Annotated in this window: 25 protein-coding genes; 15 read left to right on the forward strand and 10 right to left on the reverse strand. The window is 52.5% G+C overall.

Annotated elements, in window-relative coordinates:
* Positions 1–22: 22 nt before the first annotated feature.
* Genes OGY18_RS06970 through OGY18_RS06980 form a run of 3 tightly spaced genes read left to right on the forward strand, consistent with a single transcriptional unit; the run spans position 23 to position 2540 of the window.
* Positions 23–1045 (forward strand): methionine ABC transporter ATP-binding protein, encoded by a 1023-nt coding sequence (locus OGY18_RS06970; RefSeq protein ID WP_286552373.1) that lies wholly within the window; start codon positions 23–25, stop codon positions 1043–1045.
* Entirely contained in the window at positions 1038–1706 is a 669-nt protein-coding gene (locus OGY18_RS06975) for a methionine ABC transporter permease (RefSeq protein WP_048214308.1), read from the forward strand. Before OGY18_RS06970 ends, OGY18_RS06975 begins: the two co-directional genes overlap by 8 nt.
* Positions 1707–1727: 21 nt before the next feature.
* Positions 1728–2540, forward strand: coding sequence for a MetQ/NlpA family ABC transporter substrate-binding protein (locus OGY18_RS06980; protein ID WP_003029358.1), 813 nt, complete (start codon positions 1728–1730; stop codon positions 2538–2540).
* Between the two features lie 93 nt (positions 2541–2633).
* On the opposite strand, the gene ttrA is transcribed toward OGY18_RS06980, so the two are convergent.
* From ttrA to ttrB, 3 genes are read right to left on the reverse strand one after another with little or no spacing between them, the layout of a single operon-like run.
* Positions 2634–5699 (reverse strand): tetrathionate reductase subunit TtrA, encoded by a 3066-nt coding sequence (ttrA, locus tag OGY18_RS06985; protein ID WP_286552376.1) that lies wholly within the window; start codon positions 5697–5699, stop codon positions 2634–2636.
* The gene (gene ttrC, locus OGY18_RS06990) at positions 5692–6714 is read right to left on the reverse strand and encodes a tetrathionate reductase subunit TtrC (RefSeq protein ID WP_286552377.1); all 1023 of its coding nucleotides are present in this window, start codon (positions 6712–6714) and stop codon (positions 5692–5694) included. Before ttrC ends, ttrA begins: the two co-directional genes overlap by 8 nt.
* Positions 6715–7449, reverse strand: a complete 735-nt coding sequence (gene ttrB, locus OGY18_RS06995) for a tetrathionate reductase subunit TtrB (RefSeq protein WP_020996438.1) — start codon at positions 7447–7449, stop codon at positions 6715–6717.
* 179 nt (positions 7450–7628) lie between these two features.
* Between ttrB and ttrS the strand changes: the two genes are divergently transcribed.
* The 9 genes from ttrS to ydhT all read left to right on the forward strand — a co-directional run bounded on the left by ttrS (position 7629) and on the right by ydhT (position 16622).
* Entirely contained in the window at positions 7629–9410 is a 1782-nt protein-coding gene (ttrS, locus tag OGY18_RS07000; RefSeq protein WP_286552378.1) for a tetrathionate respiration histidine kinase TtrS, read from the forward strand.
* Positions 9385–9969, forward strand: a complete 585-nt coding sequence (gene ttrR / locus OGY18_RS07005) for a tetrathionate respiration response regulator TtrR (RefSeq protein WP_003836549.1) — start codon at positions 9385–9387, stop codon at positions 9967–9969. The genes ttrS and ttrR overlap by 26 nt, the downstream gene beginning before the upstream one ends.
* A 92-nt stretch (positions 9970–10061) precedes the next feature.
* A complete protein-coding gene (gene fumD / locus OGY18_RS07010) occupies positions 10062–10271 on the forward strand; it encodes a fumarate hydratase FumD (protein WP_003029345.1) in 210 nt (69 codons plus the stop codon).
* A 494-nt stretch (positions 10272–10765) separates the two neighbouring features.
* Complete coding sequence (locus OGY18_RS07015; protein ID WP_003029338.1) at positions 10766–11392, forward strand: ferredoxin-like protein; 627 nt, start codon at positions 10766–10768, stop codon at positions 11390–11392.
* A gap of 120 nt (positions 11393–11512) precedes the next feature.
* Positions 11513–13615 carry an aldehyde ferredoxin oxidoreductase gene (locus tag OGY18_RS07020; RefSeq protein WP_286547441.1) on the forward strand — a complete coding sequence of 701 codons (2103 nt, stop codon included), beginning with the start codon at positions 11513–11515 and terminating at the stop codon, positions 13613–13615.
* Between the two features lie 10 nt (positions 13616–13625).
* On the forward strand, positions 13626–14291 hold the full coding sequence (locus OGY18_RS07025; RefSeq protein ID WP_286547155.1) for a YdhW family putative oxidoreductase system protein: 666 nt from the start codon (positions 13626–13628) through the stop codon (positions 14289–14291).
* 64 nt (positions 14292–14355) lie between these two features.
* Positions 14356–15024 (forward strand): 4Fe-4S dicluster domain-containing protein, encoded by a 669-nt coding sequence (locus OGY18_RS07030; protein WP_286552380.1) that lies wholly within the window; start codon positions 14356–14358, stop codon positions 15022–15024.
* The gene (gene phsC, locus OGY18_RS07035; protein ID WP_003832682.1) at positions 15021–15806 is read left to right on the forward strand and encodes a thiosulfate reductase cytochrome B subunit; all 786 of its coding nucleotides are present in this window, start codon (positions 15021–15023) and stop codon (positions 15804–15806) included. Before OGY18_RS07030 ends, phsC begins: the two co-directional genes overlap by 4 nt.
* A 51-nt stretch (positions 15807–15857) precedes the next feature.
* A complete protein-coding gene (gene ydhT / locus OGY18_RS07040; protein WP_502873478.1) occupies positions 15858–16622 on the forward strand; it encodes a protein YdhT in 765 nt (254 codons plus the stop codon).
* 9 nt (positions 16623–16631) lie between these two features.
* Here ydhT and OGY18_RS07045 read toward each other — a convergent pair whose 3' ends face one another.
* From OGY18_RS07045 to OGY18_RS07060, 4 genes are read right to left on the reverse strand one after another with little or no spacing between them, the layout of a single operon-like run.
* Complete coding sequence (locus OGY18_RS07045) at positions 16632–17309, reverse strand: amino acid ABC transporter permease (protein ID WP_003832686.1); 678 nt, start codon at positions 17307–17309, stop codon at positions 16632–16634.
* Positions 17299–18084, reverse strand: a complete 786-nt coding sequence (locus tag OGY18_RS07050; RefSeq protein ID WP_174770324.1) for an amino acid ABC transporter permease — start codon at positions 18082–18084, stop codon at positions 17299–17301. Before OGY18_RS07050 ends, OGY18_RS07045 begins: the two co-directional genes overlap by 11 nt.
* Positions 18084–18902, reverse strand: coding sequence for an amino acid ABC transporter ATP-binding protein (locus tag OGY18_RS07055; RefSeq protein WP_003832690.1), 819 nt, complete (start codon positions 18900–18902; stop codon positions 18084–18086). Before OGY18_RS07055 ends, OGY18_RS07050 begins: the two co-directional genes overlap by 1 nt.
* Before the next feature lies 1 nt (position 18903).
* On the reverse strand, positions 18904–19737 hold the full coding sequence (locus OGY18_RS07060; RefSeq protein ID WP_148362040.1) for an ABC transporter substrate-binding protein: 834 nt from the start codon (positions 19735–19737) through the stop codon (positions 18904–18906).
* Between the two features lie 306 nt (positions 19738–20043).
* Between OGY18_RS07060 and OGY18_RS07065 the strand changes: the two genes are divergently transcribed.
* Positions 20044–20937, forward strand: a complete 894-nt coding sequence (locus OGY18_RS07065) for a LysR family transcriptional regulator (RefSeq protein ID WP_126318274.1) — start codon at positions 20044–20046, stop codon at positions 20935–20937.
* A gap of 51 nt (positions 20938–20988) precedes the next feature.
* Here the strand turns inward: OGY18_RS07065 and OGY18_RS07070 are convergent, their stop codons facing one another.
* Positions 20989–21129, reverse strand: coding sequence for a hypothetical protein (locus OGY18_RS07070; protein ID WP_003832695.1), 141 nt, complete (start codon positions 21127–21129; stop codon positions 20989–20991).
* Between the two features lie 332 nt (positions 21130–21461).
* On the opposite strand from OGY18_RS07070, the gene OGY18_RS07075 reads away from it, so the two are divergent.
* Positions 21462–22943, forward strand: coding sequence for an APC family permease (locus OGY18_RS07075; RefSeq protein WP_003832697.1), 1482 nt, complete (start codon positions 21462–21464; stop codon positions 22941–22943).
* A gap of 21 nt (positions 22944–22964) precedes the next feature.
* Here OGY18_RS07075 and OGY18_RS07080 read toward each other — a convergent pair whose 3' ends face one another.
* Positions 22965–23663 (reverse strand): cache domain-containing protein, encoded by a 699-nt coding sequence (locus OGY18_RS07080; RefSeq protein WP_003832700.1) that lies wholly within the window; start codon positions 23661–23663, stop codon positions 22965–22967.
* A 24-nt stretch (positions 23664–23687) separates the two neighbouring features.
* Positions 23688–24413, reverse strand: coding sequence for a FadR/GntR family transcriptional regulator (locus OGY18_RS07085; protein WP_003832701.1), 726 nt, complete (start codon positions 24411–24413; stop codon positions 23688–23690).
* Between the two features lie 315 nt (positions 24414–24728).
* On the opposite strand from OGY18_RS07085, the gene OGY18_RS07090 reads away from it, so the two are divergent.
* The gene (locus tag OGY18_RS07090) at positions 24729–26156 is read left to right on the forward strand and encodes a gamma-aminobutyraldehyde dehydrogenase (RefSeq protein ID WP_149384661.1); all 1428 of its coding nucleotides are present in this window, start codon (positions 24729–24731) and stop codon (positions 26154–26156) included.
* Positions 26157–26163: the final 7 nt, after the last annotated feature.

Below are 26163 nucleotides of genomic sequence, written 5' to 3' on the forward strand. Positions count from 1 at the left end.
CAGCAGCGGATACCCAAACGACATGATTGTCCTGAAAAATATTTCGAAAGTGTTTACGCCAGGCAGGCTTGCCATCACCGCTGTCGATAACGTCAATCTGACGGTTGAACAGGGGCAGATTTATGGAATTATTGGTTACAGCGGGGCAGGTAAAAGCACCTTAATTCGTTTGCTCAATGGTCTCGAAAAACCGACCTCCGGCAGCGTGACGATTAACGGCCACGATATCTCTGACGCCAGTGGGGAATCGTTACGCCAGGCGCGACTGAAAATCAGCATGGTGTTTCAACACTTCAATTTGCTGTGGTCGCGGACCGTTAGCGAAAATATTGCTTTCTCTATGCAAATCGCCGGTGCGTCCAAAGCGTCCATCAAAGCGCGGGTTGCTGAACTGATTACGCTGGTTGGGCTGAGCGGTCGTGAAAATGCGTATCCTTCCCAGCTCAGCGGTGGGCAAAAGCAGCGTGTAGGAATTGCCCGCGCGCTGGCGAACAATCCGGATGTCCTGCTGTGTGACGAAGCCACCTCGGCGCTGGATCCGCAAACTACCGATCAGATCCTCGATTTACTCCTCGATATTAACCGTCGATTCAAATTGACCATTGTGCTGATCACTCATGAAATGCACGTAGTACGCAAAATCTGCGACCGCGTCGCGGTAATGGAAAACGGCAAGGTCGTTGAGGAAGGTGATGTGCTCAGCGTCTTTACCCATCCTCAGCAGCCTATTACCCGACAGTTTGTTCGTCAGGTGAGCCAGTACACCGAAGAAGACGAGTTTAATCCGCAACTGGCAAGCGAGTTGGGTGGGGTGGTTATCAAATTAACCTTTACCGGGCAACGTACCCATCGGCCTGTGGTTGGGGAATTGACCCTGCGCTATGGCCTGCCGTTCAACATCTTGCACGGCAAGATGACGCAAACCGCACACGGCGTGTTTGGTCAACTTTGGGTGCACGTGGTGGCCTCTGAGGAACAATTGAACAATATTTTGGCCGACCTGCGCCAGAGCGACATTGAAGGCGAGGTGATTCAACATGGCTGAAGAACTGTTTCCCCATCTGAAGTGGGATCAACTGTTAGCGGCAACCCAGGAAACGCTGTATATGACAGCTCTTTCGGGGGCGGCGACCTTTATCCTGGGCATCGCGCTTGGCCTGGCGTTGTTCCTGACAGCGCGCGGCGGATTATTCCCTAATCGCGCGGTATATAGCGCTATTTCACTGGTGGTGAATATCTTTCGTTCGATCCCATTCATCATTTTGATCGTGCTGCTTATCCCGTTTACCAAAGCGATGGTAGGCACCATTCTCGGCGCCAATGCCGCGTTGCCTGCGCTGATCGTGGGGGCCGCGCCGTTTTATGCGCGTCTGGTCGAAATCGCTCTGCGTGAAGTGGATAAAGGCGTTATTGAAGCGACGCGTTCGATGGGCGCACGGCTGAGCACGCTTATTTTTCGAGTTTTACTGCCGGAATCCTCTCCTGCTCTGGTGTCCGGGATCACCGTGACGCTAATTGCGCTGGTGAGCTACAGCGCGATGGCAGGGGTAATTGGTGCCGGTGGTTTAGGGAATTTGGCCTATCTGGAAGGATTCCAGCGCAACCACAGCGACGTCACGCTGGTGGCGACGGTGACGATTTTGCTCATTGTCTTCATCATCCAGCTTTGCGGCGATGTGATCACCTCTCTGTTAGATAAACGCTAATAAAATACGGAAACCATAATTATGAAAAAATCACTGACGTTACTCGCCGCAGCAACCTTAAGCGCCCTGAGCTTTGCCTCCTGGGCTGATACTCTGACCGTTGGCGCGTCTAACGTGCCGCATGCGGAGATCCTTGAACAGGCCAAACCGATTCTGGCGAAGCAGGGGATCGATCTGGAGATTAAACCGTTCCAGGATTACATTCTGCCGAACACTGCGCTGGCTGGCCGTGAGATTGACGCCAACTACTTCCAGCATATTCCGTACCTGAACAGCGTGATTAAAGATCATGCAGGCGATAAAACGTATGACTTCGTCAGCGCCGGAGCGATTCACATTGAGCCGATTGGTATCTATTCGAAAAAAGTGAAATCGCTTAAAGATCTACCGGAAGGCGGCAAAGTCATCATGCGTGATGCGGTATCTGAGGAAGGCCGAATTCTGTCGATTTTCGAAAAAGAGGGAGTGATCAAGCTGAAGCCGGGCGTGGATAAAGTAACCGCGCGCATTAGCGATATCGTCGAAAACCCGAAAAAGCTGAAGTTCCTGCCAAACGTGGAAGCCGCGCTGTTACCGCAGATGTATAACAACGACGAAGGCGATGCGGTGGTGATTAACGCCAACTACGCCATCGACGCCGGGCTGGATCCAGTGAAAGATCCTATTGCCGTTGAAAGTGGTGAAAACAATCCATATGCCAACATCATTACCGTACATCGTGGCGACGAGAAGAAAAAGGATATCGTGGCGCTGGTTGATGTCCTGCACTCAAAAGAGATTCAGGACTGGATCCGTACTAAATATAAAGGTGCAGTGATCCCGGTAAACAACTAATCCGCTTTTGCCGGGTGGCGGCAGTGCCTTACCCGGCCTACGACGTCCTGTAGGCCGGGTAAAACGCGTTCGCGATGCCATGCGGCGCCAGAGCTACACTCGCTCAATTCTCGCTGGCAACCCCTGGCGCACCGACGCACCCGACACCCAGTCAAGCCAGGTATTGGCTACCTGTCGGGTTGGGTCCGCAAAACCCAACTCGTTGAGATTAATCCCCGACTTAATCTGCTCATCAAACGCCATCGGCTCACCGTCGAGGGTATGCCGTGCCGCGCCCATTTCTTTATGTCCGTAACCATGTTCAATGGCGATGACACCTGGCATGACGCCATGCAGAAGGCTTATCTGCGCTTGCGCCTGACCGCCTGGGGTAGTGATACGCACGATATCGCCGTGTGCTAAGCCATACCGCTGACCATCCTGTGGATTGAGCGCCACCAGATTAACCGGCTTCAGATGATGAAGGCGTGGGATCACCGCCGTGGCGCTGGACATGGTATTGGATTTGAAGGAAATCAGTTTCAACGGCCACTCTTGTTCCGGGAACAACTCCTCAATTGCACGTCCATCTGACAGACGTGATGGATACCAGGCCGGGCAGCCGCTGTAGCGCTCGCCGGTAATCGCATGGCGGTGCGCGGCGACGTTCGCATTCCAGATTTGGAGCGGTTTTTCCCACGCATTGCCGACGCGGTTATCAACTCGCCCACTGTTGTCTGGCGCAAAGCGTCCGCCGCGGGAGTAGATAAACGCCACTCGGCTGATTTCATCGGCTTTCAGCGTTTGGGTCATCACAGGCATGATCCGCTGGACTCCGGTCAGCGCAATGTCTTCCGGCTGTGCCTCTGCAACCGGGGCTTTGCCCATAAACGCAATATTGGCGGCGAGGCGCAGGTAGTAATCTTCCGCACGATTCAACGGATAGTGATTACCTTGCGGGTCGGTAATCGCATTGTCGCCGAAACCGGGTAGCCCGATGCGTTTTGCCACTGCGATATAGAAAGACTCCATTGAGGCCGGTTGACCGTCAGCCGTGAGGCTGGTCGCCGATCTGACAACTGGCCAACGCGCGGTGGTGGCTTTGCTGGCCACCCCCGCCCACGGAGCGCTGAATCCCCAGCTTTCGAAGTTGTGGGTATCCGGCACGATGTAATCTGCCAGCGCCGTGGTTTCGTTCATAAAGGCGTCAATGGCAATAAACAGCGGCAAGCGAGCAGGATCCTTGAGCTTTTCTTCCGCCACGCCGCGTAATCCCGCAATGCCGTAAAACGGGTTGGTCATGTTGGAGATCCAGGCTTTCAGCGGATAAGGGTAACCTTCAAGTGCCGAGACGAGGAGTTCGGTAAGCTGACCGGCGACAAACGGATACCAGGGGGCTTTAGCCGGGAAGGGGGATTGTCCGGCTGCGACCTTATTGCGGTACTCTTCGGAAGACTCATAAGCGGTTTTACTGCGCGCGATGCTTAACCCTTTCGGTTTTACCTTCCCGGCGAAGCTGTCCATGTTGTAGCGCGGACCGTCGGTGGCACCATTGAATTTGCCGCCACCAACAAACACGCCGCCTTCAAGGCTGAGGTTACCAATAAGCGCATTGAGCATCATCACCGACCAGGCGTTATAAAATCCATTACCTGCCATCATACCGCCGTGCGTGATCACCGCCGCTTTACGCCCGTGGCGGGTGAATGCGTCGGCCAGAGCGCCAATGTCTGCTTCTGACACCCCACACTGCTGGCTGTACTGCGTTAGCGACAGTTTCTCTGCGGACTCACGCAGACACTGGAAGCTGCTTTTTACCGTTACCGTCTGCCCGTCAGCCAGCGTCACCTTGCGGGTAACAAACAGCTGCGCACGCGGGCAACTGCTGGCGGCGACAATCTCACCTGCCTCGTTGACGACCACTGGCTCCTGGGCGGCGTTTGCACTCAGATGGGCGAGGGTCAGGTGCTGTCCGGCAAGCGTTGGAATTTCATCGGTAATCACCAGATGCGTAGCGTTAGTCCAGCTTTTTTCTCCTGCCTGCTGCATGGCCTGTGCGCCGGGAATGGCGAGATAATCAGCGTTATAGCGTTGTTTATCGATAATCCAGCTTATCATCCCCATAGCCAGCGCGGAGTCGCTTCCCGGTCGTACGGGTTGCCAGTGGCCGCGATCGTCAGCCAGCACCGTGGTTAATGGCAGGGCTGGCGCCACCACAACATAGCGGAAGTCGTCACGTAAACGGGCGCTAGCCAGCTGGCGGGCCTGGCGCTTAAACGGGTTGCCGGATTGCGCCGGAGAGGTACCCATAAACAGCGCGAATTCGACGTTATCCCAGTCGGGTTTCACGTGGGTATTTTTATCCAGATCGCCCATTAACGCGCCGGAACCGGCCCGATAGGCCAGGCCGCAGTAAGCGCCATGAGCACCGAAGTTTTTACTGCCGAAACTGTTCAGCGCGAAGCGACGTAAAAAGGTATCACGTCCTTCATCGCTGGTATTGGTGACCAGCAGTTGATTAGATTTTGGGCCAAAGCCGGGATGTTTCGCATCAAGCGGTGTAGTGGGATCGTGGATGGCTCTTAGACCATCAACGTGGCCTTCACCAAACAAATCGCCACCTTCCACCACCTCTTTGATCAGCTGTTCGAAGCTGATGCGCTGCCATTTTCCTTCACCGCGTTTACCGACGCGCTTCATGGGCTCCAGTATACGTAGCGGGCTGTACAGACCTTCGAGTAAGGTTGCGCCACGGGCGCAGGCGGTAGAACGTGCGTCAAGACCTGACTCCCCGGCCAGCTGTTCCAATGCCGTGGTAAAGGGGACAGAGGCGTCTATATGGTGCTCGTGCGACAACGGATGATAAGGGTTGCCCGCAATGCGCAGCACTTTGCCTTGCTCAGTGTCAACGCGAACCCGTACACCACACTGCGTCCAGCAACCAAAGCACTGCGTCATCGAGACCACCTGCTGCGGGTTTTGCTGCCAGTGAGGCCGGGCGTTGGCTTCGGGGATGAGCGCGTTGGTAAAAATGCGGTCACGGGTAATTTTGCCCGAGGTTCCGTCCAACAAACCGTCTATTGCGCGCTTTGCCACATCCCGATAACTCAGGCCAAAAGTCACAATGCCACCTACGGCAAGGCCCACTTTAAGCCACTGACGACGGGTTAAATTAGCCATGTTGCATTCTCCTTGCGATCGCGTTCAGGGCTTCACGAACAATAATAATCAGTGCTATCCACAGGCCGAAGGTACCCATAATAGCCAGCCAGCCATCGGTGCCGCCGGGCAGGGTATAGGGATTAAACTGCGCGTTAAATTTCGGTACGGTCTGCACCTGGATGAGTAACGTCCAGCGCATTAGCCAGCACAGCGCCATAGCGCTAAAAGCGAGTAATATGCGCAGCGGTAGCGACAAGGGGTAACGTACAACCAACCCGCAAAGAGCAAGCGAAACAAGCCATAGCGCAACCCAACCGATAGCGTAGTGTTGTGCTGAAGAGGCAACATCCAGCCACTGACGGATAGCCGAACCGGAAAGCGTATTACCACTCGCCCAGATCACCACCACGATAGCCAGCGCGATCAACGTGACCATTTGCCCCCACGCTAGCTTACGCGGTAGTGCGTCCTTGCTATTTGTCGTGGCAATAAGCAGGGCAAGAAATGTTTGCAGCGCGCTGAGGAACATCGCAACCGGAAAGGCGTAACTGAACCAAATGGGACGCGCCTGTACCACCGACACTTCACGGCCGGTGTAAACCAGCAATCCGATGGCGGACAGCGCGCTACCAAGTGCTAACCATTTTGTGACGCTGTAACTTTTTAGCGTTAGTCGTTTCACATGCTGCGCCAGAAACCACAGACCTAAAAAACCGGTAAACAGCGGTAAAAACAGCGCGCCCCACGGCATCCAGGACCATGGTGTCGGATACGCATAGAAGTGCCAGACGCGGGCGGTTTGGTGTAGATCAGCGGTCAGCGCCAGCGGCGCGGTAATCGCACAGGTCAGGGCGATTAACAGCGTCAGATTCTCCTGGTTTGCCGTTTCTTTTTTGCGCCAGTGGAGAACGCATGCGAACAGCGCGGCGCAGGCGGCAATGCCGATGAAAAAGAAATATTGTACGGCCCAGGGTAACCAGCTTACGTCCTGGGGATGGGCCAGAACCTCGTCGATAATCAGTGAATGGTTCATTTAAACCTCCTGCCAGAGAGCGGGTTGAGCTCGTCCCATCAATGGGGTGACAAACGCCTCATCCAGTCCCAGATAGAACACGTGAGGAGACGTACCGCTTTCCGGCTTCAGGACTTTGATGGCGTCATGGTGTTCATGCAGCATTTGTGAAATGCGGCTGTGCGGATCTTTAATATCGCCAATGATGCGCGCGCCGCCGACGCAGGATTCCACACAGGCCGGGAGCAGCCCCGCTTCTAGGCGGTGAACGCAAAAGGTACATTTATCGGCGGTTTGCGTTTCATGGTTGATGAATCGCGCATCATAAGGGCAGGCCTGCACGCAATAGGCGCAGCCCACGCAGCGTGTGTTGTCGACCACCACAATGCCGTCTTCTCGTTGGAAAGTGGCTTGTACCGGGCAAACGGGCACGCAAGGGGGATTATCACAATGGTTGCACAGTCGCGGCAGCAGGACGTTGGTAACGCTTTGCTGGCCTTCAATCTGTACTTGATACTGGTTGACGAGGGTACGAAATTCGCCCTGTGGCGTCTGGTTTTCAATGGCGCAACTGACGGTACAGGCCTGGCAGCCGATACAGCGTCGCAGGTCAACCAGCATGGCGTAGCGATGCTGTTGTGAGCCTTCGTGGCGTTCAGGCGAAAAGGGAAATTGCGCCTGAGCCAGCGGAACCAGTGATGCGCCAGCGGTCAGGACGCCCAGTTGCTGGAGAAACTGCCGTTTACTGCTGTCCATATTTTCTCCCGTCACGATGCAACAACGAAACATTGGTCACGCCGTTGATTTGCGTGTGATGAATAAAGAATCTCAATGATTTACAGTGTAAAAATCGTGACGGGGTATACTCTATTGTGGTTAACCACATACCCGGCTTGTTGTTGATCTAAAACAACATAATTGACAGGGACAATTGAGTGGGACGCAACGTAGTAAGATGTCTGACGGTACTGGCGTCGCTGTGGGTGCTAAGCGGCGCGGTCAGAGCGCAGACATGGAACATTGGCGTTTTGGCGATGCGCGGGGAGGTTTCTACTCGTAATCACTGGCAGCCGCTGGAAACCTTGTTGAATCAGCAAATCACCGGTGAGCAGTTTCATATTCAACCGCTGGACCTGCGACAGATGCAGGAGGCAGTGAATCGTGGAACGGTACACTTTGTTGTCACCAATCCGGCGCAGTTTGTCCAGCTTAACAGCCGCTCAGCGCTACGCTGGCTGGCGTCGTTACGCTCCACCCGTGGCGGGAAAGCCACCAGTAATGTGATTGGCAGCGCCATTCTCGTCAGGCGCGACAGCGGGATAACCTCCGCACACGATCTGATCGGCAAAACGGTTGGCGCCATTGATGCTCAGGCGTTTGGTGGCTATTTGCTGGGATATAAAGCGCTCAGTGATGCCGGTCTGCGCCCGGAGCGCGATTTGCGTCTGACGTTCACCGGATTTCCCGCCGATGCCTTACTCTATTTATTACGTGAAAAAGCCGTGCAGGCGGTGATCGTGCCGGTGTGCCTGCTGGAAAAAATGGATGAAGAAGGCCTCATCCGTAAAACCGATTTTATGACCGTGTTGAACCATCCGACTTCAATTCCCTGTTTAACCAGTACGCCGCTCTATCCGGACTGGTCATTTGCCGCACTACCTGCAGTGAGTGACGAGCTGGCCGATCGCGTCACGCGGGTACTGTTCAATGCACCGCAAAACGCGGCGTTTCGCTGGGGCGCGCCCGCCTCGACCCGTGAAGTAGAAGCGTTGCTGCGCGACGTCCGCCAGCATCCGCAGCAGCGTCAGCTGTGGCTGGATGTCAAAAGCTGGTTTATTCAACACCGACTGGCAATGGGGGGCGTGGTCATCATATTGCTGTTGCTTACGCTCAATTACATCTGGGTAATGCTGTTGGTTCGCCGACGTGGCAGGCAGCTGGAGCGGAACAACGTGTTGTTGCACAAACAGGAACAGGCGCTGGAGACTGCCCGCCAAATGAGTGTGCTGGGGGAGATGACCTCCGGTTTTGCCCATGAGCTCAATCAGCCGTTGTCGGCTATCCGCCATTATGCCCAAGGCTGTCTGATTCGCCTGCGTGGTCAGGATGAGCAGCATCCGTTGTTGCCCGCGCTTGAGCACATAGACACCCAGGCACAACGGGGAGCCGATACGCTGCGCAATCTCCGGCAGTGGGTCAGCCAGGCACAGGGCAATCCGGTACTCACCGATGACTGGCAAGCCATCAACGTTCACGATGCTATCCATCACGTCTGGCAATTACTGCGCATGCCCCAGCAATTCCCGGCGATAACGCTGCACACGCAGGTTAGTAAGGCGTTAACGTTGATGCTGCCAAGCGTTCTTCTTGAGCAGGTGCTGGCTAATCTGGTACTTAATGCCGCCCAGGCAGGCGCTACGACAGTATGGTTTAGCGCCCTGCACAAGGATGGTGGCGTGCGTATTCAGGTGCAGGATAATGCCGGAGGCATTGACGAGGCTCAGTTGTATCAGGCGTTTCAGCCGTTTATGACCACCCGCAAAGAAGGTATGGGACTAGGACTGGCCATTTGTCAGCGATTGGTGCGCTACGCAAACGGGGATATTGAGATCAACAATCAGCAGGCTCCGGACGGCAAAGCGGGGGCGAGAGTGACATTGTATTTTAAACCAAATCAGGAAGGAGGCCGTAGTGGCGATAATTCATCTGCTGGATGACGACATTGCCGTCACCCAGGCCTGTGCGTTTTTATTGGAAAGTCTGGGATATGAGGTGTCTTGCTGGGAGCAAGGCGAGAAATTCCTCGCCGAGGCAAATCTGCACCAGGTGGGCGTACTACTGCTGGATATGCGTATGCCGGTACTGGATGGGCACGCTGTGCATGAAATCATGCGTCAGAAAGCAAGCACGCTGGCGGTGGTCTTTCTCACCGGGCATGGCGATGTACCGATGGCGGTTGAACAAATGAAACGTGGCGCGGTCGATTTTTTGCAAAAACCGGTGTCAGCCGTGCCGCTGCAGGCAGCATTAGAACATGCCTTGCAGGTCTCGGCAGCGGCGTTCTCGCGACAAGAGATCATCTGCTGCTATCAACAACTAACGCCAAAAGAACGGGAACTGGCGCATCTGGTTGCAAAAGGATTAATGAATCGGGAAATTGCTGATGCCATGAATATTGCCGTGCGTACGGTTGAAGTGCACCGGGCGCGGGTGATGGAAAAAATGCAGGCAGGAAGTCTTGCTGAGCTTGTTAATCGACTTCAGCGAGTTCAGTAGAATGATGACATTTCTTTGATTTTCATTGAATTTTGTCTAAATCCTCAGAGTGATATATGCTGTTGGTTTGAGTTAATGACGAGCGGGCAAAAATGGGAAATCAGACGAAAGACGACGAGTTGTACCGTGAAATGTGCAGAGTAGTCGGTAAAGTAGTGCTGGAAATGCGCGATCTGGGACAAGAACCTAAGCATATCGTCATTGCGGGAGTACTGAGAACCACCCTTGCTAACCAGCGCGTGAAGCGCAGTGAGTTAGAAAAACAGGCTATTGAGACCGTAATTAAAGCATTGGCCGGTTAATTCATAAAAAGAGGACCGCAGAAATTTTTTGCCGTCCTCTTATTCTCGATACGTTAATCTATCAATCTATATAATTTATCTTCGTTAATAAATTCTTGTAGAGAATTATAAATCGATATATATTTATTTATATACCGATGATCGTGCAGTATTATATTTGTGAGAGGTTTCACAAATATTTGTAATTTAAATGGGCTGCTATTACACTCCATTTCTTAATGATAATAAATCTCACTCCGCATTAATTATATCCCTTCCGTTTTTTAATTGATGACGATCAAGGCTATGCATGCTGAATAACCACATTATTTCTGCGCCTAACCCTAAAGGATTAGATTTATTCAGTTTAACCACCGTCATTTACGCGATCAGGTTAGGGCAAAAATTTACGTGTTGTTGGCAACATTAACCGCCCGATATGGCTTGAGCTGCGCTGGTTTAAATTAGCCTGGATGTGTTGCTACCACAGCATTTGCGAAGAGGATGCGAAATAAATGAACCAGGTTGATCGTCCATTTTTAGATTGTGGTTTAACGCGACTAGAATTCCTGCGGATATCAGGGAAAGGACTGGCGGGATTAACGATTGCCCCCGCGCTGTTATCCCTATTTGGTTGTAAGCAGGAAGATGTCGATAGTGGGACCGTGGGGCTTATCAATACGCCGAAAGGGGTTCTGGTGACCCAGCGAGCCCGCTGTACGGGCTGTCACCGCTGTGAAATATCCTGTACCAATTATAACGATGGTGCCGTAGGGACCTTCTTTTCCCGGATAAAAATCCATCGCAATTTCTTCTTTGGCGATGATGGCGTCGGGTCCGGTGGTGGGCTGTATGGCGATTTAAACTATACCGCTGATACCTGCCGGCAATGCAAAGATCCGCAGTGCATGAAGGTCTGCCCAATTGGTGCAATTACCTGGAAACAGGAAGACGGTTGTATTGCGGTGGACCACAAACGCTGTATTGGCTGTAGCGCGTGTACCACAGCCTGCCCGTGGATGATGGCGACCGTAAATACCGAAACGAAAAAGTCCTCAAAATGTGTGTTATGCGGGGAATGCGCCAATGCTTGTCCGACTGGGGCATTAAAAATTATCGAGTGGAAAGATATTACTGTTTGATAGATAACAGGCATACCTGATTCGCGCCATTAATTGCCAAAAATACTGCAGTTTTGGATAAAAAAGCTGCCTGAAGAATGGCGGGTATATCTATTAAACCTTCTTGCAAAGGAAAACATGATGGCTAATGGTTGGACAGGTAATATTTTACGGGTCAATCTCACCACGGGTAATATCACCCTTGAAGATTCCAGTAAATTTAAAAAATTTGTCGGTGGGATGGGCTTTGGTTATAAAATTATGTACGACGAAGTCCCGCCAGGCACCATGCCTTTTGATGAAGGGAATAAGCTAGTTTTTGCCACCGGACCATTAACGGGGTCTGGCGCTCCCTGTAGCTCCCGCGTCAATATCACCTCCTTATCGACGTTTACCAAAGGTAACTTAGTCGTAGATGCCCATATGGGCGGTTTCTTTGCTGCACAAATGAAATTCGCCGGTTACGACGCCATTATTATTGAAGGCAAGTCCGCATCACCGGTCTGGATCAACATCAAAGACGATAAAGTCAGCATCGAAAAAGCCGATTTCTTGTGGGGCAAGGGGACTCGCGCCACAACCGAAGAGATTTGCCGGATTACCAGCCCGGAAACCTGCGTCGCCGCTATTGGGCAGGCGGGTGAGAATCTGGTGCCACTGTCCTGCATGATCAACAGCCGCAACCATAGTGGCGGCGCCGGTACTGGTGCGGTGATGGGCTCGAAAAACCTGAAGGCCATTGCGGTAGAAGGGACCAAAGGGGTCAACATTGCCGATCGTAAAGAGATGAAGCGTCTCAATGACTACATGATGACCGAGCTTATCGGCGCCAACAACAACCACGTTGTGCCAAGCACCCCGCAGGCCTGGGCAGAATACTCTTCGCCAAACTCGCGCTGGACAGCCCGTAAGGGACTTTTCTGGGGGGCGGCAGAAGGGGGGCCAATCGAAACCGGTGAAATCCCGCCGGGCAACCAAAATACGGTGGGTTTCCGTACCTATAAATCGGTGTTCGATCTGGGTCCAGCCGCAGAAAAATACACGGTCAAAATGAGCGGCTGCCATTCATGCCCTATTCGTTGTATGTCGCAGCTCAATGTCCCGCGGGTGAAGGATTTTGGCGTGCCGAGTACCGGCGGCAACACCTGCGTGGCGAACTTTGTTCACACCACCATTTTCCCCAATGGCCCGAAAGATTTTGACGATAAAGACGATGGGCGAGTCGTAGGGAACCTGATCGGACTGAACCTGTTTGACGATTACGGTATCTGGTGTAACTACGGCCAGCTGCACCGTGACTTTACCTACTGCTATTCGAAAGGTGTCTTTAAACGCGTGCTGCCAGCCGAAGAGTACGCGGAGATCCGTTGGGATCAACTGGAGGCGGGCGATCCTAACTTTATCAAAGATTTTTACTATCGACTGGCGCATCGCGTGGGGGAACTCAGTCATCTTGCAGACGGTTCGTATGCCATTGCTGAACGCTGGGGTTTGGGCGAAGAGTACTGGGGTTATGCCAAAAATAAACTGTGGTCGCCGTTTGGTTTTCCGGTCCACCATGCAAACGAAGCCTCGGCGCAGGTGGGGGCGATCACCAACTGTATGTTTAACCGTGACTGTATGGCGCACACCCATATCAACTTCATCGGTTCCGGTTTGCCGCTGAAATTACAGCGCGAAGTGGCGGGCGAGTTATTTGGGTCGCAGGACGCCTACGACGAGACCAAGAATTACACCCCGATCAATGCCGCCAAGATCAAATATGCCAAATGGACGCTGCTGAAAGTCTGCCTGCATAACGCGGTTACGCTGTGTAATTGGGTTTGGCCAATGACGGTTTCACCACTCAAGAGCCGCAACTATCGCGGAGATTTGGATCTGGAAGCGAAATTCTTCCAGGCAGTCACTGGTGATGAAACCACGCAGGCGAGTCTGGACCTGGCCGCTGAACGCATCTTTACCCTGCATCGTGCCTATACGGTCAAACTGATGCAAACCAAAGATATGCGTAATGAACACGATCTTATCTGCTCCTGGGTGTTTGATAAAGATCCGAAAATTCCGGTCTTCACCGAAGGCACCGACAAGATGGACAGGGAGGATATGCGTCAGTCACTGACGATGTTCTATCAGGAAATGGGCTGGGATCCCGAGTTGGGTTGCCCAACGCGCGAAACCCTGAACCGACTCGGACTTGAAGATGTGGCAGCCGATTTGGCTGCGCAGGATCTGTTGCCAGCGTAAGGAACGCGAGATGACTAACGTGAGCAACGTTCAGGCACCCGTTGAGGCGATTCCTGACGAGGTTGATAGCCAAAAGAGACACTGGCTACAGGCGTTTCACCCGCCGGTCGAGCAGGTGACTGCGCCGCAGGTTCAGGAAGCCGCCAGCCCGGAGTCGATTGTGGCAGATTTTATCCGCCAGCATTCGGCATCGGGGCACCTGGTAGCGCGCAGCGTGTTTCTGCAGCCACCTTATTCGGTCCCTGAAGCCGACCTCTCCGCGCTGCTGGATGTGCTGTGCCAGGACGCGAATAACGCGGATATCAACCGTGTGCAGGGGGCGGAAGATGTCTATTTCTACTCAACGCAAACCATGACGGCAAACTACGCCGACATGTGCGTGCAGGTGGTGGAAAACGACATCTGCCGTGCGATTGCCGAGGCGGTACGCTTCGACTGTCGAACGTATCCTCGCCCCTATAAGGTCGCCATGTTGACGCAACCGCCGTACAGCTTTGAGTCTCAACAGATTACAGCGGCGCTCACGGCCATGGAAACGCATCCCGATTACGCGGATATACGTACTGTGGAATCGTCAAATGCGGAGCCTTATCTGTTTAGCGAACGTTTTATGAGTTATGGCAAAGCGTACGGCCTGTGTGAATGGCTTGAGGTTGAGCAGTATCAGAACCCCTGAATTATTCAGGTTGATGTCATGGAACGTGTGGACGACCACTGTCACAGTATTAGAGGATAACCCGATGTCCTTCACCCGACGAAAATTTGTCATTGGCATGGGGACGGTGATTTTTTTCACCGGTCCAGGTCAAAATCTGTTAGCGAGTACCTGGAGCCCTAAAGCCGTTCGTTACGTCATGATTCACGATGAATCACTGTGTAACGGATGTAATATCTGCGCCCGGGCTTGCAGGAAAACCAACCATGTTCCTGCCCAGGGCAGCCGTTTGTCGATAGCGCATATTCCAGTCTCGGACAACGACAACGAAACGCTGTATCACTACTTCCGTCAGTCCTGCCAGCATTGTGATGATGCGCCTTGTATTGAGGTGTGTCCGACCGGTGCCTCTTGGCGAGATGAGAACGGTATTGTGCGAGTAGATACGTCTTCCTGTATTGGCTGCAGTTACTGTATTGGTGCGTGTCCTTATCAGGTTCGCTATCTAAACCCGCAAACCAAAGTGGCTGATAAATGCGACTTCTGTGCAGAATCTCGGCTGGCGAAAGGTTTCCCTCCGATCTGTGTTAACGCTTGCCCGGAACATGCGCTGATTTTCGGTCGTGAAGATAGCCCGGAAATTCAGACCTGGTTGCGAGAAAACAAGTATTACGAATATCAACTTGCAGGCGCCGGGAAACCCCATCTGTATCGTCGGTTCGGTCAACATTTGATTAAAAAGGAAAATGTATGAACGCGTCGCAGAATGCCGAACAGTTTCACGCCCAGCTTGCACAGTATGTTCCCCTGTTTTCACCGGACTACTGGCCTGTGTGGTTAGTCGTTGCCGGGTTAATGCTGGTGGGAATGTGGCTGGTGCTGGCGCTTCACGCCATGCTGCGCTTTCGGGCGGCACATAAAGCGTCGGCAGGGCACGGTGAGAAGGTCTATTTATATTCGAAGGCTGTTCGTTTGTGGCACTGGTCGAATGCGCTGCTGTTTCTGCTACTTTTGGTCAGTGGCCTGGTCAATCACTTCTCTGCCGTCAGCGCACCGGTAATGAAAAGCCTGCTTACCGTTCATGAGGTTTGTGGCTTTTTGCTACTTGCCTGCTGGATTGGTTTTGTGCTGATCAACCTGATTGGCGGCAACGGACATCACTATATTATTCAACGTCAGGGCTGGATCGCACGCGCGCAAAGACAAACTCGTTTTTACCTGTTTGGCATTATGCAGGGCGAGTCACACCCATTTCCGGCCTCACCTCGCTCTAAGTTTAATCCGTTACAGCAGGCGGCCTATGTTGGCGTGATGTATGGTTTGTTGCCACTGCTACTGATCACTGGATTGTTATCGCTTTACCCGACGGCCGTCGGCGATCTGTTCCCCGGGGTGCGTTATTGGCTACTTCAGGCGCACTTTGCGCTGGCAATAGTCAGTCTGTTTTTCATTTTTGGGCATCTTTATCTCTGCACTACGGGTCGCACGCCGGGCGAAACCTTTAAGTGTATGGTGGATGGCTACCACCGGCATTAAGCGATGATGATTACGCGAAGTGACTTACGGGCCTGGCGTGTTGGGCCCGTCATGTACCGCTGGTTTCTACGCGCGTTTCCTGCAGGAGGAAGCTATGCCGATGTTCATCGCGCGCTCCAGCGGGAAGGGTATACCGATTGGGCAAATAGCCTGGTGGAATACGGCTGGTCAAAATGGCGGGAAGAGGCGAGTTTTGCTCAGCAGGATATTGACGCAATGGGGAATATTTCCTGTGAGCAAGCCGCGGGGGAAACCAGCCGTCCGTTGGCGAGTGCGGAAGATTATGCCCGGTTTAGCAGTGCGGGTGACAACGTTAAAATTGCCAGCGCCGGGTATGCTGCGCAGATCGCCTGTGCCGGTTACAGCGCACGGATTGGCAGTGTAGGTTATAACACGCATATCGGCAGTTCAGGCGATCGCGGGCGAATAGCGATTGCGGGAAACTCGGCGCGTATCAGCAGCGTGGGCGACGGAACGCGTATTGCCAGTACCGGCATGCGCGTACGTATCAGTTCGCTCGGCGAGCGAAACCGGATTGCCAGTAGCGGTGATTTAACCCAGCTGGCCTGTTTTGGCGCAGAGGCGAAAATCGCTAACTGCGCGGACAATATCCACATTATTGCCAGCGGAGAGAACGCCGTTGTTGCCAGTACCGGTGCTGTCGACTCGATAATTCTTGGTCCCGGCGGATGTGCGGCGCTGGCTTATCACGATGGCAAAAGAATGCGTTTTGCGCTTGCCGTTGAAGGGGAAAATAACATTCGGGCGGGCGTGAAATATCGGCTCAACGAAGACCATCAGTTCGTGGAATGTTGAGCCGAGAGGTCATTTTAGTGCGAATCGGCGCTGGGTGATTTTTTCAAGGCTAAAGCACAGCAGGTAATAGACCAGCCCGGTAAAGATAAAAATGGCAGCGGGGTAGATCTGCACCCGGCTGTTAACCTGACCGGCAACCGTCGTGAGTTCCGGCACGTTAACAATAAACGCCAGTGACGTGTCCTTCAGTAGCCCAATAAAAATCCCTGTCAGCGACGGCAGTACGTTACGCAGCACCTGCGGCAGCAAGATAAGCCACAGGGCCTGATCCGGGCGAAAACCCTGAACAACTGCCGCTTCATATTGCCCGCCAGGCAGTGCGCTAATTCCAGCATACACCGAGTGCATCACCGAGGCGGCGGTGAACCATGCCAGCGCCAGTGTCACGGTAACGGCACCGGGCAGATCGCTTCCGGTCAGCATGGGTAGCAAATACCACATCCAGAAAATCACAAAGATGAGCGGAATGCCGCGAATAAATTCCGCCCAGATAAACAATCCGTTGCGAACCGCGCCCGGAAATCGCCAGGCACAACAGGCAAGAACGATCCCGCCAGGCAGCGCCAGCAAAGCCGCACCGATAGCCATCAGCAAAGTGAGCAGGACGCCGCCGGGTTGCCCCTCAGCTACACGTCCCCACAGGAGATAGTCAAGATTGTCGGTAATGACCGAAACATTAGCGATCATGCAGTATGCTCCTGACGCTGAAGATGCGCATTCTTATCTTTGACGATTTACCCGACGCAGACTGAGGGCCAAGACGGGTAAGCAGCATACCCAGAACGATGCCGGTAAACAGATAGAGTGCGGTGCCAACGGCAAAGGCTTCCAGCGCGTGCGCGTTGTAGCTCTCAATTTGCCGTACCTGGTAGGTGAGCTCAGCAAATCCAATACCGCTGGCAAGCGAGGAAAGCTTCATCAGGTTGAGATATTGCCCAACAATCGGTTGCCAGGCGTTTGCCAGTCCCTGAGGCAGCAGAATGTGACGAAATATCGCCCAGGATGAAAACCCCTGCGCCACGGCAGCCTCGCGTTGTCCGGCAGAAACAGCCTGTAAACCAGAGGCGATCTCTTCAACCAAAAATGCTGAGGTAAATACGCCAAGCCCCCATGCTGAACAGATAAACTCCGGTGTTAACCACCAGACATCACCCGGCAAAATTGACCATGGATGATCGGCATTGATAAAGCTAATGACGTCACGGGGTAGCCAGTTCCAGGCGGCAAAATACCAGAACATCAGTTGCACCAGTAAAGGTGTATTACGAAACACCGAGACCCACACCCCGACCATCGCTTTAGCGAGACGATTGCCCGTCAGGCGCAGGCCGAGCAGTGAGATGGCAATGAGCGTGGCGAGCACGATACCTGCCAGCGTCACCCAGAGCGTGGTGAGAAAACCGGAAATTATCCATTGCAGGGGTTGCCCGCTCAGCACTCCCTGCCAGTCCATTGCATGCATTATGATGATGACTCCTGGTGTAACGGGTCGAGCACTTTTTTCAGGAAACGCTGGGTTCTTGGGTGCTGTGGTCGGACGAAAAAATCCTCCGGCGGGGCCACTTCAAGAATATCGCCACCATCGATGAAAACCACCCGATCGGCAATCTCGCGGGCAAAATGCATTTCGTGGGTCACGACGATCATGGTGATACCGCTGTGGGCCAAATTTTTCATCACCTGCAGTACCTCGCCGATCATTTCCGGATCCAGCGCGGAAGTGGGCTCATCAAACAGAATAATTTGCGGTGATGAAGCCAGTGCGCGGGCGATGGCCACGCGCTGCTGCTGCCCTCCGGACAACTGCGCGGCATAGGCGTTGGCTTTTTCCGCCAGTCCTACCTTTTCCAGTAACTCGAGTGCCCGACGTTCCGCTTCCGTCTTGTTCCAGCCGTGAACATATTCCAGCGCCAGCGCGATGTTCTGCAGCGCAGTCAGGTGCGAATAAAGATTGAATTGCTGAAATACGAAACCGATACGGCTACGTAGCTGGCGTAACGCCGCCCCACGCAACTGGCTAATCGGTTTACCATCAATGAAGATTTCGCCACCGCTGAGCGACTCAAGCTGGTTGATAAGACGTATAAGAGTGGACTTTCCTGAGCCGGAAGGCCCCAGAATGGTCACCACTTCACCGGGTTCAACCGCCAAACTAACGCCGTTAAGGACAGAATGAGCGTCATACTGTTTAATCACATTGCGCAGTTCGACGCTCGCCTGGCGCAAATGGGTAAAATCCGCAGCCGAAGCTGCGGAGCGATGAAAAAGGGCTGAGAGCATATTACTTGACTTCTATTTTAAAGGCGCGGGGTTGCGGATTTTTGGTTTCAGGACCAAACCAGACATCATAAATTTTGGCCGCCTGCCCGGTATATTCCAGCTTCAAAAGTTCATCGTTGACGGCTTTTAACAACGCTGGCTCACCTTTTTTCACCCCCACGCCGATCTCTTCTTTGCTCAGCAGGTCCGGCAGAATTTTGAAATCGGCTTTATCCGGCGCAGCACCTAATAAACCGGCCAGAATCGTACTGTCCTGGGTAATGGCCTGAACATTGCCGTTGCGTAGCGCGGTTAACGCCAGCGGGATGTCGTCGTAGGCCACCACGCGCGACTGCGGGAAGCGCTGATGCAGTGCCTGTTCACCAGTAGTGCCTTTTACCGCGCCGATGCGTGCCTTGCTGTATTCATCAAGCTTGTCCGGAGATTTTGCCGGCACAAGGAACTGCTGGCCGGTAACAAAATAGGGGACGGAGAAATCTATTACCTGCGCCCGTTCAGGTGTAATCGTGATATCCGCGACGATTAAATCGGCTTTACCGGATTGTAATAACGGAATGCGGTTTGCCGGATTGGTCGCGACCAGTTCCAGTTTTACACCAAGGGATTTGGCCAGCGCTTCGGCAAAATCAACGTCGTAGCCGACAATCTTATGGGTTTTGGCATCGACGGAGCCAAACGGAGGATTCGCGTCAAATGTCGCGACTTTTACAACGCCTGCGGCTTTGATATCGGCCAGTTGGTCAGCCTGAGCCTGCGAGACGGTAAGTCCTGAGGCCAGCAGCACGCCGAATGCCAGCAGTGTTTTTTTAGCGCGGTACGTTTTCTTTGCCATCATTGTATGAAATCCCTGTAGTTTTTGGTTTGTGCTTTTTACGCTCCCATAACTTACGGTTGGGACAAAATAAGAAAAAATTCTTATCTATATACAAAATGTTATTAGTGAAGGATGTGTTAATAGCGGGTGAAAATAATGCATAAGTGAAAGGTAAAAATAGTGCATAAGCCTGGCAATAATTTGCATTTTGTTTTTGTGTGAGGGCTCGCTTGAATAAGACCGAGCTGGGCTAATGTCCAGAAAGGCTACAGGAATCCCCTCCAGACCTGTACCATATGTCACAACAGGTTTGGATTGGGGATAAGCATGCTGCGTGATAATTTTAACGATCTCTATTATCTCATTATCGTTGCCCGCGAGCGTAGTTTTACCCGGGCAGCGGCAAAACTTGGGGTTTCGCAATCCGCGCTAAGCCATGCGATCCGCGGGCTTGAAGAGCGGCTGGATGTACGGCTTCTGACCCGCACCACGCGTAGCGTTGCGCCGACCGAAGCCGGAGAACGGCTTATCAACAGTATCAGCCCGCGTTTTGATGACATTGAAACTGAGCTGCTGGCATTAACCGATGTCCGTCAGCGCGTGGCCGGTAACATCCGCCTGACACTGGGCGAACACGCATTGCAATCTACCGTCTGGCCCGCGCTGGAGCCGTTTTTGCAGGCTTACCCTGATGTGAATGTGGAAATGACCATCGACAATAGCCTGACGGATATTGTGACTGGCCGCTATGACGCAGGTATTCGACTTGGCGAGCAGGTGGCAAAAGACATGGTCGCCGTCAGAATTGGCCCGGACTGGCGCATGGTAGTAGTGGGTTCACCGGCTTATTTTGCTCGCCATGGTAAACCGCATACCCCACACGACCTGCAAAATCACAGCTGTATTAACATGCGTATGCCAACGTTGGGCGGATTATACGCCTGGGAGTTTGCTAAAGACGGACAGGATTTGCGCGTGCGGGTTGAAGGGCAGCTTATTTTTAACAACCTCCCCCCGCGAATTAGCGCAGCGATGGCCGGAATGGGGTTGGCATTTGTGCCGGAAGACACCGTCGAACAGGCTGTAGCAGAGGGGGCGTTGGAAAAAGTGTTGGAGGACTGGTGTGAACCTTTCCCTGGCTATTATATGTACTATCCCAGCCGAAAACAGCATACCGCCGCTTTTGCGCAACTGATTGAGGCGTTGCGGTATACGGGCTGAAGCGGGTGGCTTAAACAGGCAATAAAAACCGGCATTGCGCCGGTTTGGAAATCAGATTTTGCAGGCGTCGCCGCAGTCATTATCAGCAATAATTTCCTGCGCTTTCTTGTCTGCATCTTCCAGACGTTCAGCGTTACGCTCTTGCGCTTCTTCCAGTCCATCAAAGACCAGATTATCGAGATCAATTTCCATCATTCACCTGCTCAGGTTCAGCGTTTAACATCACGTTATTATATTGCAAAAATGTTGCTTAACAGCAGCGATTCTTGCTACTTAGCATCGAACGCAATCCGCTGTGCGTATTTATCCGCCAAAATAGCCTATGGTTCGCAATTGCTAAAGAATCGTTGGTTGTAAATACCGCAAAACTCTCGCTCTCTCTACCGTTTTATCTCCACTTTTTCATTAACGTGATGAGCGATCATTTTTAACAAATCTGCGACAAAATCACTATACATATAACTTAATATCTTTTATACATTAGTCGTTCAACCCTGCGACTATTCCACAAAAGAGAAAGCTATATGGAACAGACACCTGATAAGAAAAACGATAATTTTCAAAAAGATGGCAAAGAACAGTTCAATAGATCGATAGGTCTTATTTCAAACTTTGCGTTGGGTTTTACCTACCTGTCGCCGCTTACTGCCGTCTATTCGCTGTTTGCGCTGGCCGTAACGCTGGCGGGGCCGCCCGCAGTATGGTGGATTTTAATCGTCGCATGTGGGCAACTTTTGGTGGCATTGGTGTTTGGTGAGGTTGCTTCCCAGTATCCGATAACCGGCGGGCTTTACCCCTGGGCCAGAAGGTTGTGGGGCAAGAAGTATGCGTGGATCGCCGCCTGGATCTACCTGTGGGCGCTGGTGGTCACCATTACGTCGATCGCGGAATATACATCAACGTTTGTTGAATCACTCTTCCACTATGGTCAGACGCCGGCCACGATGTTGGTGACTTCTGTCCTGCTGCTGCTGTTGATGATGGCCGTTAATATGTCCGGGACTAAAAATCTGGCCCGGGTGGCAAAAATTGGTTTCTGGTGTGAAATTGTCAGCGTGATCGCGCTGGGGATTTATCTGCTGATTTTCCACCGTTCGCAGCCGTTCTCTGTGATTTTTGACTCGATGGGCGTGCTGGCGCATGACGGCAGCTACTCCACCGCATTTATGTCCGCTGCGCTGATGGGGCTGTTTATGTTCTTTGGCTTTGAGGCCTGCGGTAACGTTGCGGAAGAGGTGCAGAATCCGAGTAAAAAGATCCCGGTGGCGATGATTTTAAGCATCGTATTCGGCGCGATTTCCGCCATTATTTCTGTTATGGGTTATTTGCTGGCTTCACCGAATCTGGTCAGCATCGTGAATGGCAAAACGTCCGATCCTATCCCTGCAATCCTTAATGAAGCTCTGGGCGAAACTGGCGCAACTGTCTTTATCGTCGTCGCAATTATCGCCATGTTGTCGTGCATTTTGTCTCTGCAGGCTGCGTTAAGCCGTCTTATCTTTTCTTTCTCCCGCGACAGAATGCTGCCGGGAAGTGAATGGATGGCCAAAATCTCTAAAAATGGTGTTCCGGATAATGCCATGGTCGTCAGTTGCCTGCTGCCAGTGATTATCTGCGTTTGGGTTTATTTCCAGCCAGATAACCTGTCGCGTATCACCGCGTTTGCTGTAATCGGGATATACATCTCGTTCCAGATGGTTGTGCTGGCCGCGCTGCGTCAGCGTCTGAAAGGCTGGAAACCGGCGGGGGAGTGGACCATTGGCGGTTGGGGCGTAATCGTGAATGTGCTGGCGTTAGCTTACGGATTGTGCGGGATCTGGTTACTGGCGCAACCGGCAGACAGCAGCGACTTCATCGACCGTTGGACGGTCCTGTTCGGCCTGGCGATTGTTGTTGGCTCGGGGCTTATTTATATGTTCCTGACCCGTCCGTTTGGTCGTTCAGCGGCGCCGGAAAACGACGCCATTGCCTACGCCAATAAGCTCAATATGGGGCAGGATAACTAAAAACTCAGGGCCTTCGGGCCCTTAGTTTTGATAGTGATAAAGGATAAAGTAGTCGCTCTGATACACCACTGTACTGTTTGCAGGTGACAGCAATTCACCCACGCGAAAACGTGGCCAACTGGAGAAAATGATCCTGTTTTCCAGATTAGTCAGAATCACATAGTCAGGATGGGCGCAGGAAAGCAGTTCGGCTTCTATCTGACTGACCAGCAGATCGACCGCGGCAACACCGAGAAACTGATCGTTGTAGTAGACCGGGACGGCTGACGTCAGGGTATAGGAGATATTGCAAATATAGTCGACGTAGGGACCGTGGATATAGGCTTTGCCAGCCGGAGGAGAATGCTTAAACCACTCAAAGGTTCTGAAGTCCAGTCGTTGTTGCGTGGCCTGATCCAAATCCAGATGCGCCTGGCTCAAACCATTATCTTTCTTATACCACCACTCCAGCAACCAATACTCTTTTGTGGTTGCGGTGCTCTCAATATGGCTGGCGAATCCCGCCCCTGAGCAGTAATGGTTGTTATTGAGCGTGCGCTTGATGTGCTGTTGAACGGTGGATCTGACTGAGGGGTCGAGAACGACCTCGGCTGAGGCCTTTTGTACCCCTGAAATCGCCTCATGGATGCTCCTCGCCAGCGCAACGGTAGAATCTACGGTAGAAACAGTAATGTCATCAATTTTACGAATTAATGCGCTTAGGGATGTCGAAGAGCTCATTGTCTGTCCTGCCTTCACTGATTGTCAGTTCGAGTTATATTTCAGCTTTTTTTCAATAAGGTAGTAGGTAAACGTGTCGATGATCCGCGTGGCAAACTGTACTGACTCTGCCTCGTTGTGAGCAGCCAGCGCATCGGCCAGCGCCGAATAAAGCGCGGTAATTTCTGCATGAATACTGTCTGTGCGATAAAGTATCGCCACCAGCGATGCCCATTCAGCCTGAACCTGCAGCTCCTGATTGGCCAGTCGCGCTGAATGCGAACTTGCGGCAATCGCCAGCAGACAACGCATATCGGCCTGGGTCATCAACTCAGGTGAGTTTGCCTTTCTGAGCACCTCGACAAACTCGCGAAATTTGGCGATATCCGCACCGGTCATCCGTCGGGAAGCCAGCCGCGCGCTATGGCTAATAATGGCGCAATGCATTTCACCCAGATCAGACAGATAATCCGTACTGATCGCCTTGAACGGATGCAGGGCGCTATTTTTGCCATCAATATTTTCGCAAACGAAACTCCCGCCATTACGACCACGAACCGTATGGATAAGATTATTAGCCCGAAGCGTGTTTAGCGCTTCTCTGATAGTGATATGTGAGACACCCATCATCTTTGCCAAATCAGTTTCGTTGGGGAGCTGTTCTTTTGGCTCCAGCAACCCCGTGATAATGGCATTTGAAAGGCGTTGGACTATCTGGTCTGAACGACTGACCTGCCCGATAGGCGCAAATATGACCGCGTGAGTAATCATAATCTTTTCTGTACTCAATTCCCTGAAACAACGACCATTTTTAACACATGCCCGTCGGGCAAGGAAGGTAAGAATGGCCGAGTTATTTTACATGCCTGGGCGCAACGTCACTGCACAAGCGGATGTGTGTCCCGATAACCTTATGATGAGCTGGGCGTAACGCGTCAGCTGGCAATAAAAAGCCTCATCCTGAAAATGTAAAAATTAAGTTAAAAATGCGAGGCTTATCATAGTGTCAATGTTGCGCATTTGAAAAAATTTTACAATATATATATTACATAAGATTCTTTATGTATTAATTGGCAGGAGACAAACATGAAAACCCTGAAGCATTTTATTAATGGGCACTATGTAGCAGGCAGTAGCGAAGATAGCTTCGAACTGGTGAGTCCGGTTGACGGTGAAACGTACGCAATATCTCCCAACGCTAACGAGGCGGAGGTAGAGCAGGCTTACTCAGCAGCGGAGGCGGCGTTTAGCATCTGGAGAAAATCGACGCCGGCACAGCGGCAAAAAGCATTGTTGCGGCTGGCCGATGAGATTGAACGCAACGTTGAGCGACTGGTAACCGCGCAGAGCCAGGAAACCGGTCAGCTTCGCCATTTTATTGAGAAAGAGGAGATCGCGGCATCTTGCGATGCCATCCGCTTTTTTGCTGGTGCGGCGCGCTGTCTTGAAGGAAAGGCGGCTGGAGAATATTCCGCAGGATTTACTTCAACCATTCGTCGTGAACCGTTGGGTATTGTTGGGCAAGTGACGCCGTGGAACTACCCGTTCATGATGGCGGTGTGGAAGATTGCACCAGCGCTGGCGGCAGGCAACACTGTGGTGTTAAAACCAAGCGACACCACGCCAGTCAGTACGCTGCTGTTGGCTGAACTGGCCGCACCGTTGTTCCCGAGAGGGGCATTTAACGTTGTGTTGGGCAAAGCCAGCACTGGTTCGCTGGTGGTTTCAAACCCGAAGGCTTCATTGGTTTCTATTACCGGTTCGGTCCGTGCGGGTTTGCAGGTTGCGGCTTCGGCGGCGGCAAACCTGACCCGAGCACACCTGGAATTGGGCGGGAAAGCGCCCGCAATCGTGTTCGCCGATGCGGATATGGACAAGGCGATTTCGACGATCACCACAGCAGGCTTTTTCAATGCCGGGCAGGATTGCACAGCGGCTACGCGGATCCTGGTAGAACAATCTATCTACGCTGAGTTTCTGGAAAAACTGATCCAGAAAACAAAAAGAATCAAATTTGGGCCGCCAGAAGATCAAAATGCACTGTACGGTGCATTGAATAGCCGGAATCAGCTGGAGCAGGTGAAAGGCTTTATTGAGCGTTTACCGGCACATGCGAAAATTGAAACCGGTGGGCGCGTCGGGCCTGGTCCAGGCTTCTATTTTGAGCCGACGATCGTCTCCGGAGTGCATCAAAATGATGAAGCTATTCAGCATGAAGTATTTGGACCAGTGATGACTATTCAGTCGTTTACTACTGACGAAGAGGTACTACACAAAGCGAATGATGTGGAGTATGGTCTTGCCGCCAGCGTCTGGACCAGTAATCATGGTCGCGCCCAACGCTTCAGCATTGACCTCGATTTTGGCACGGTGTGGATTAACAATCACATTCCTCTGTGCGCCGAAATGCCGCACGGCGGGTTCAAAAAATCGGGTTATGGCAAAGATCTCTCATCCTATTCGCTCGAGGAATACACTCGGGTGAAACATATCATGTGCGACATTTCTGAATAGAGAGGAT

The organism is Citrobacter sp. Cpo142 (assembly GCF_030332425.1).
In the GTDB taxonomy this organism is placed as follows: domain Bacteria; phylum Pseudomonadota; class Gammaproteobacteria; order Enterobacterales; family Enterobacteriaceae; genus Citrobacter; species Citrobacter portucalensis.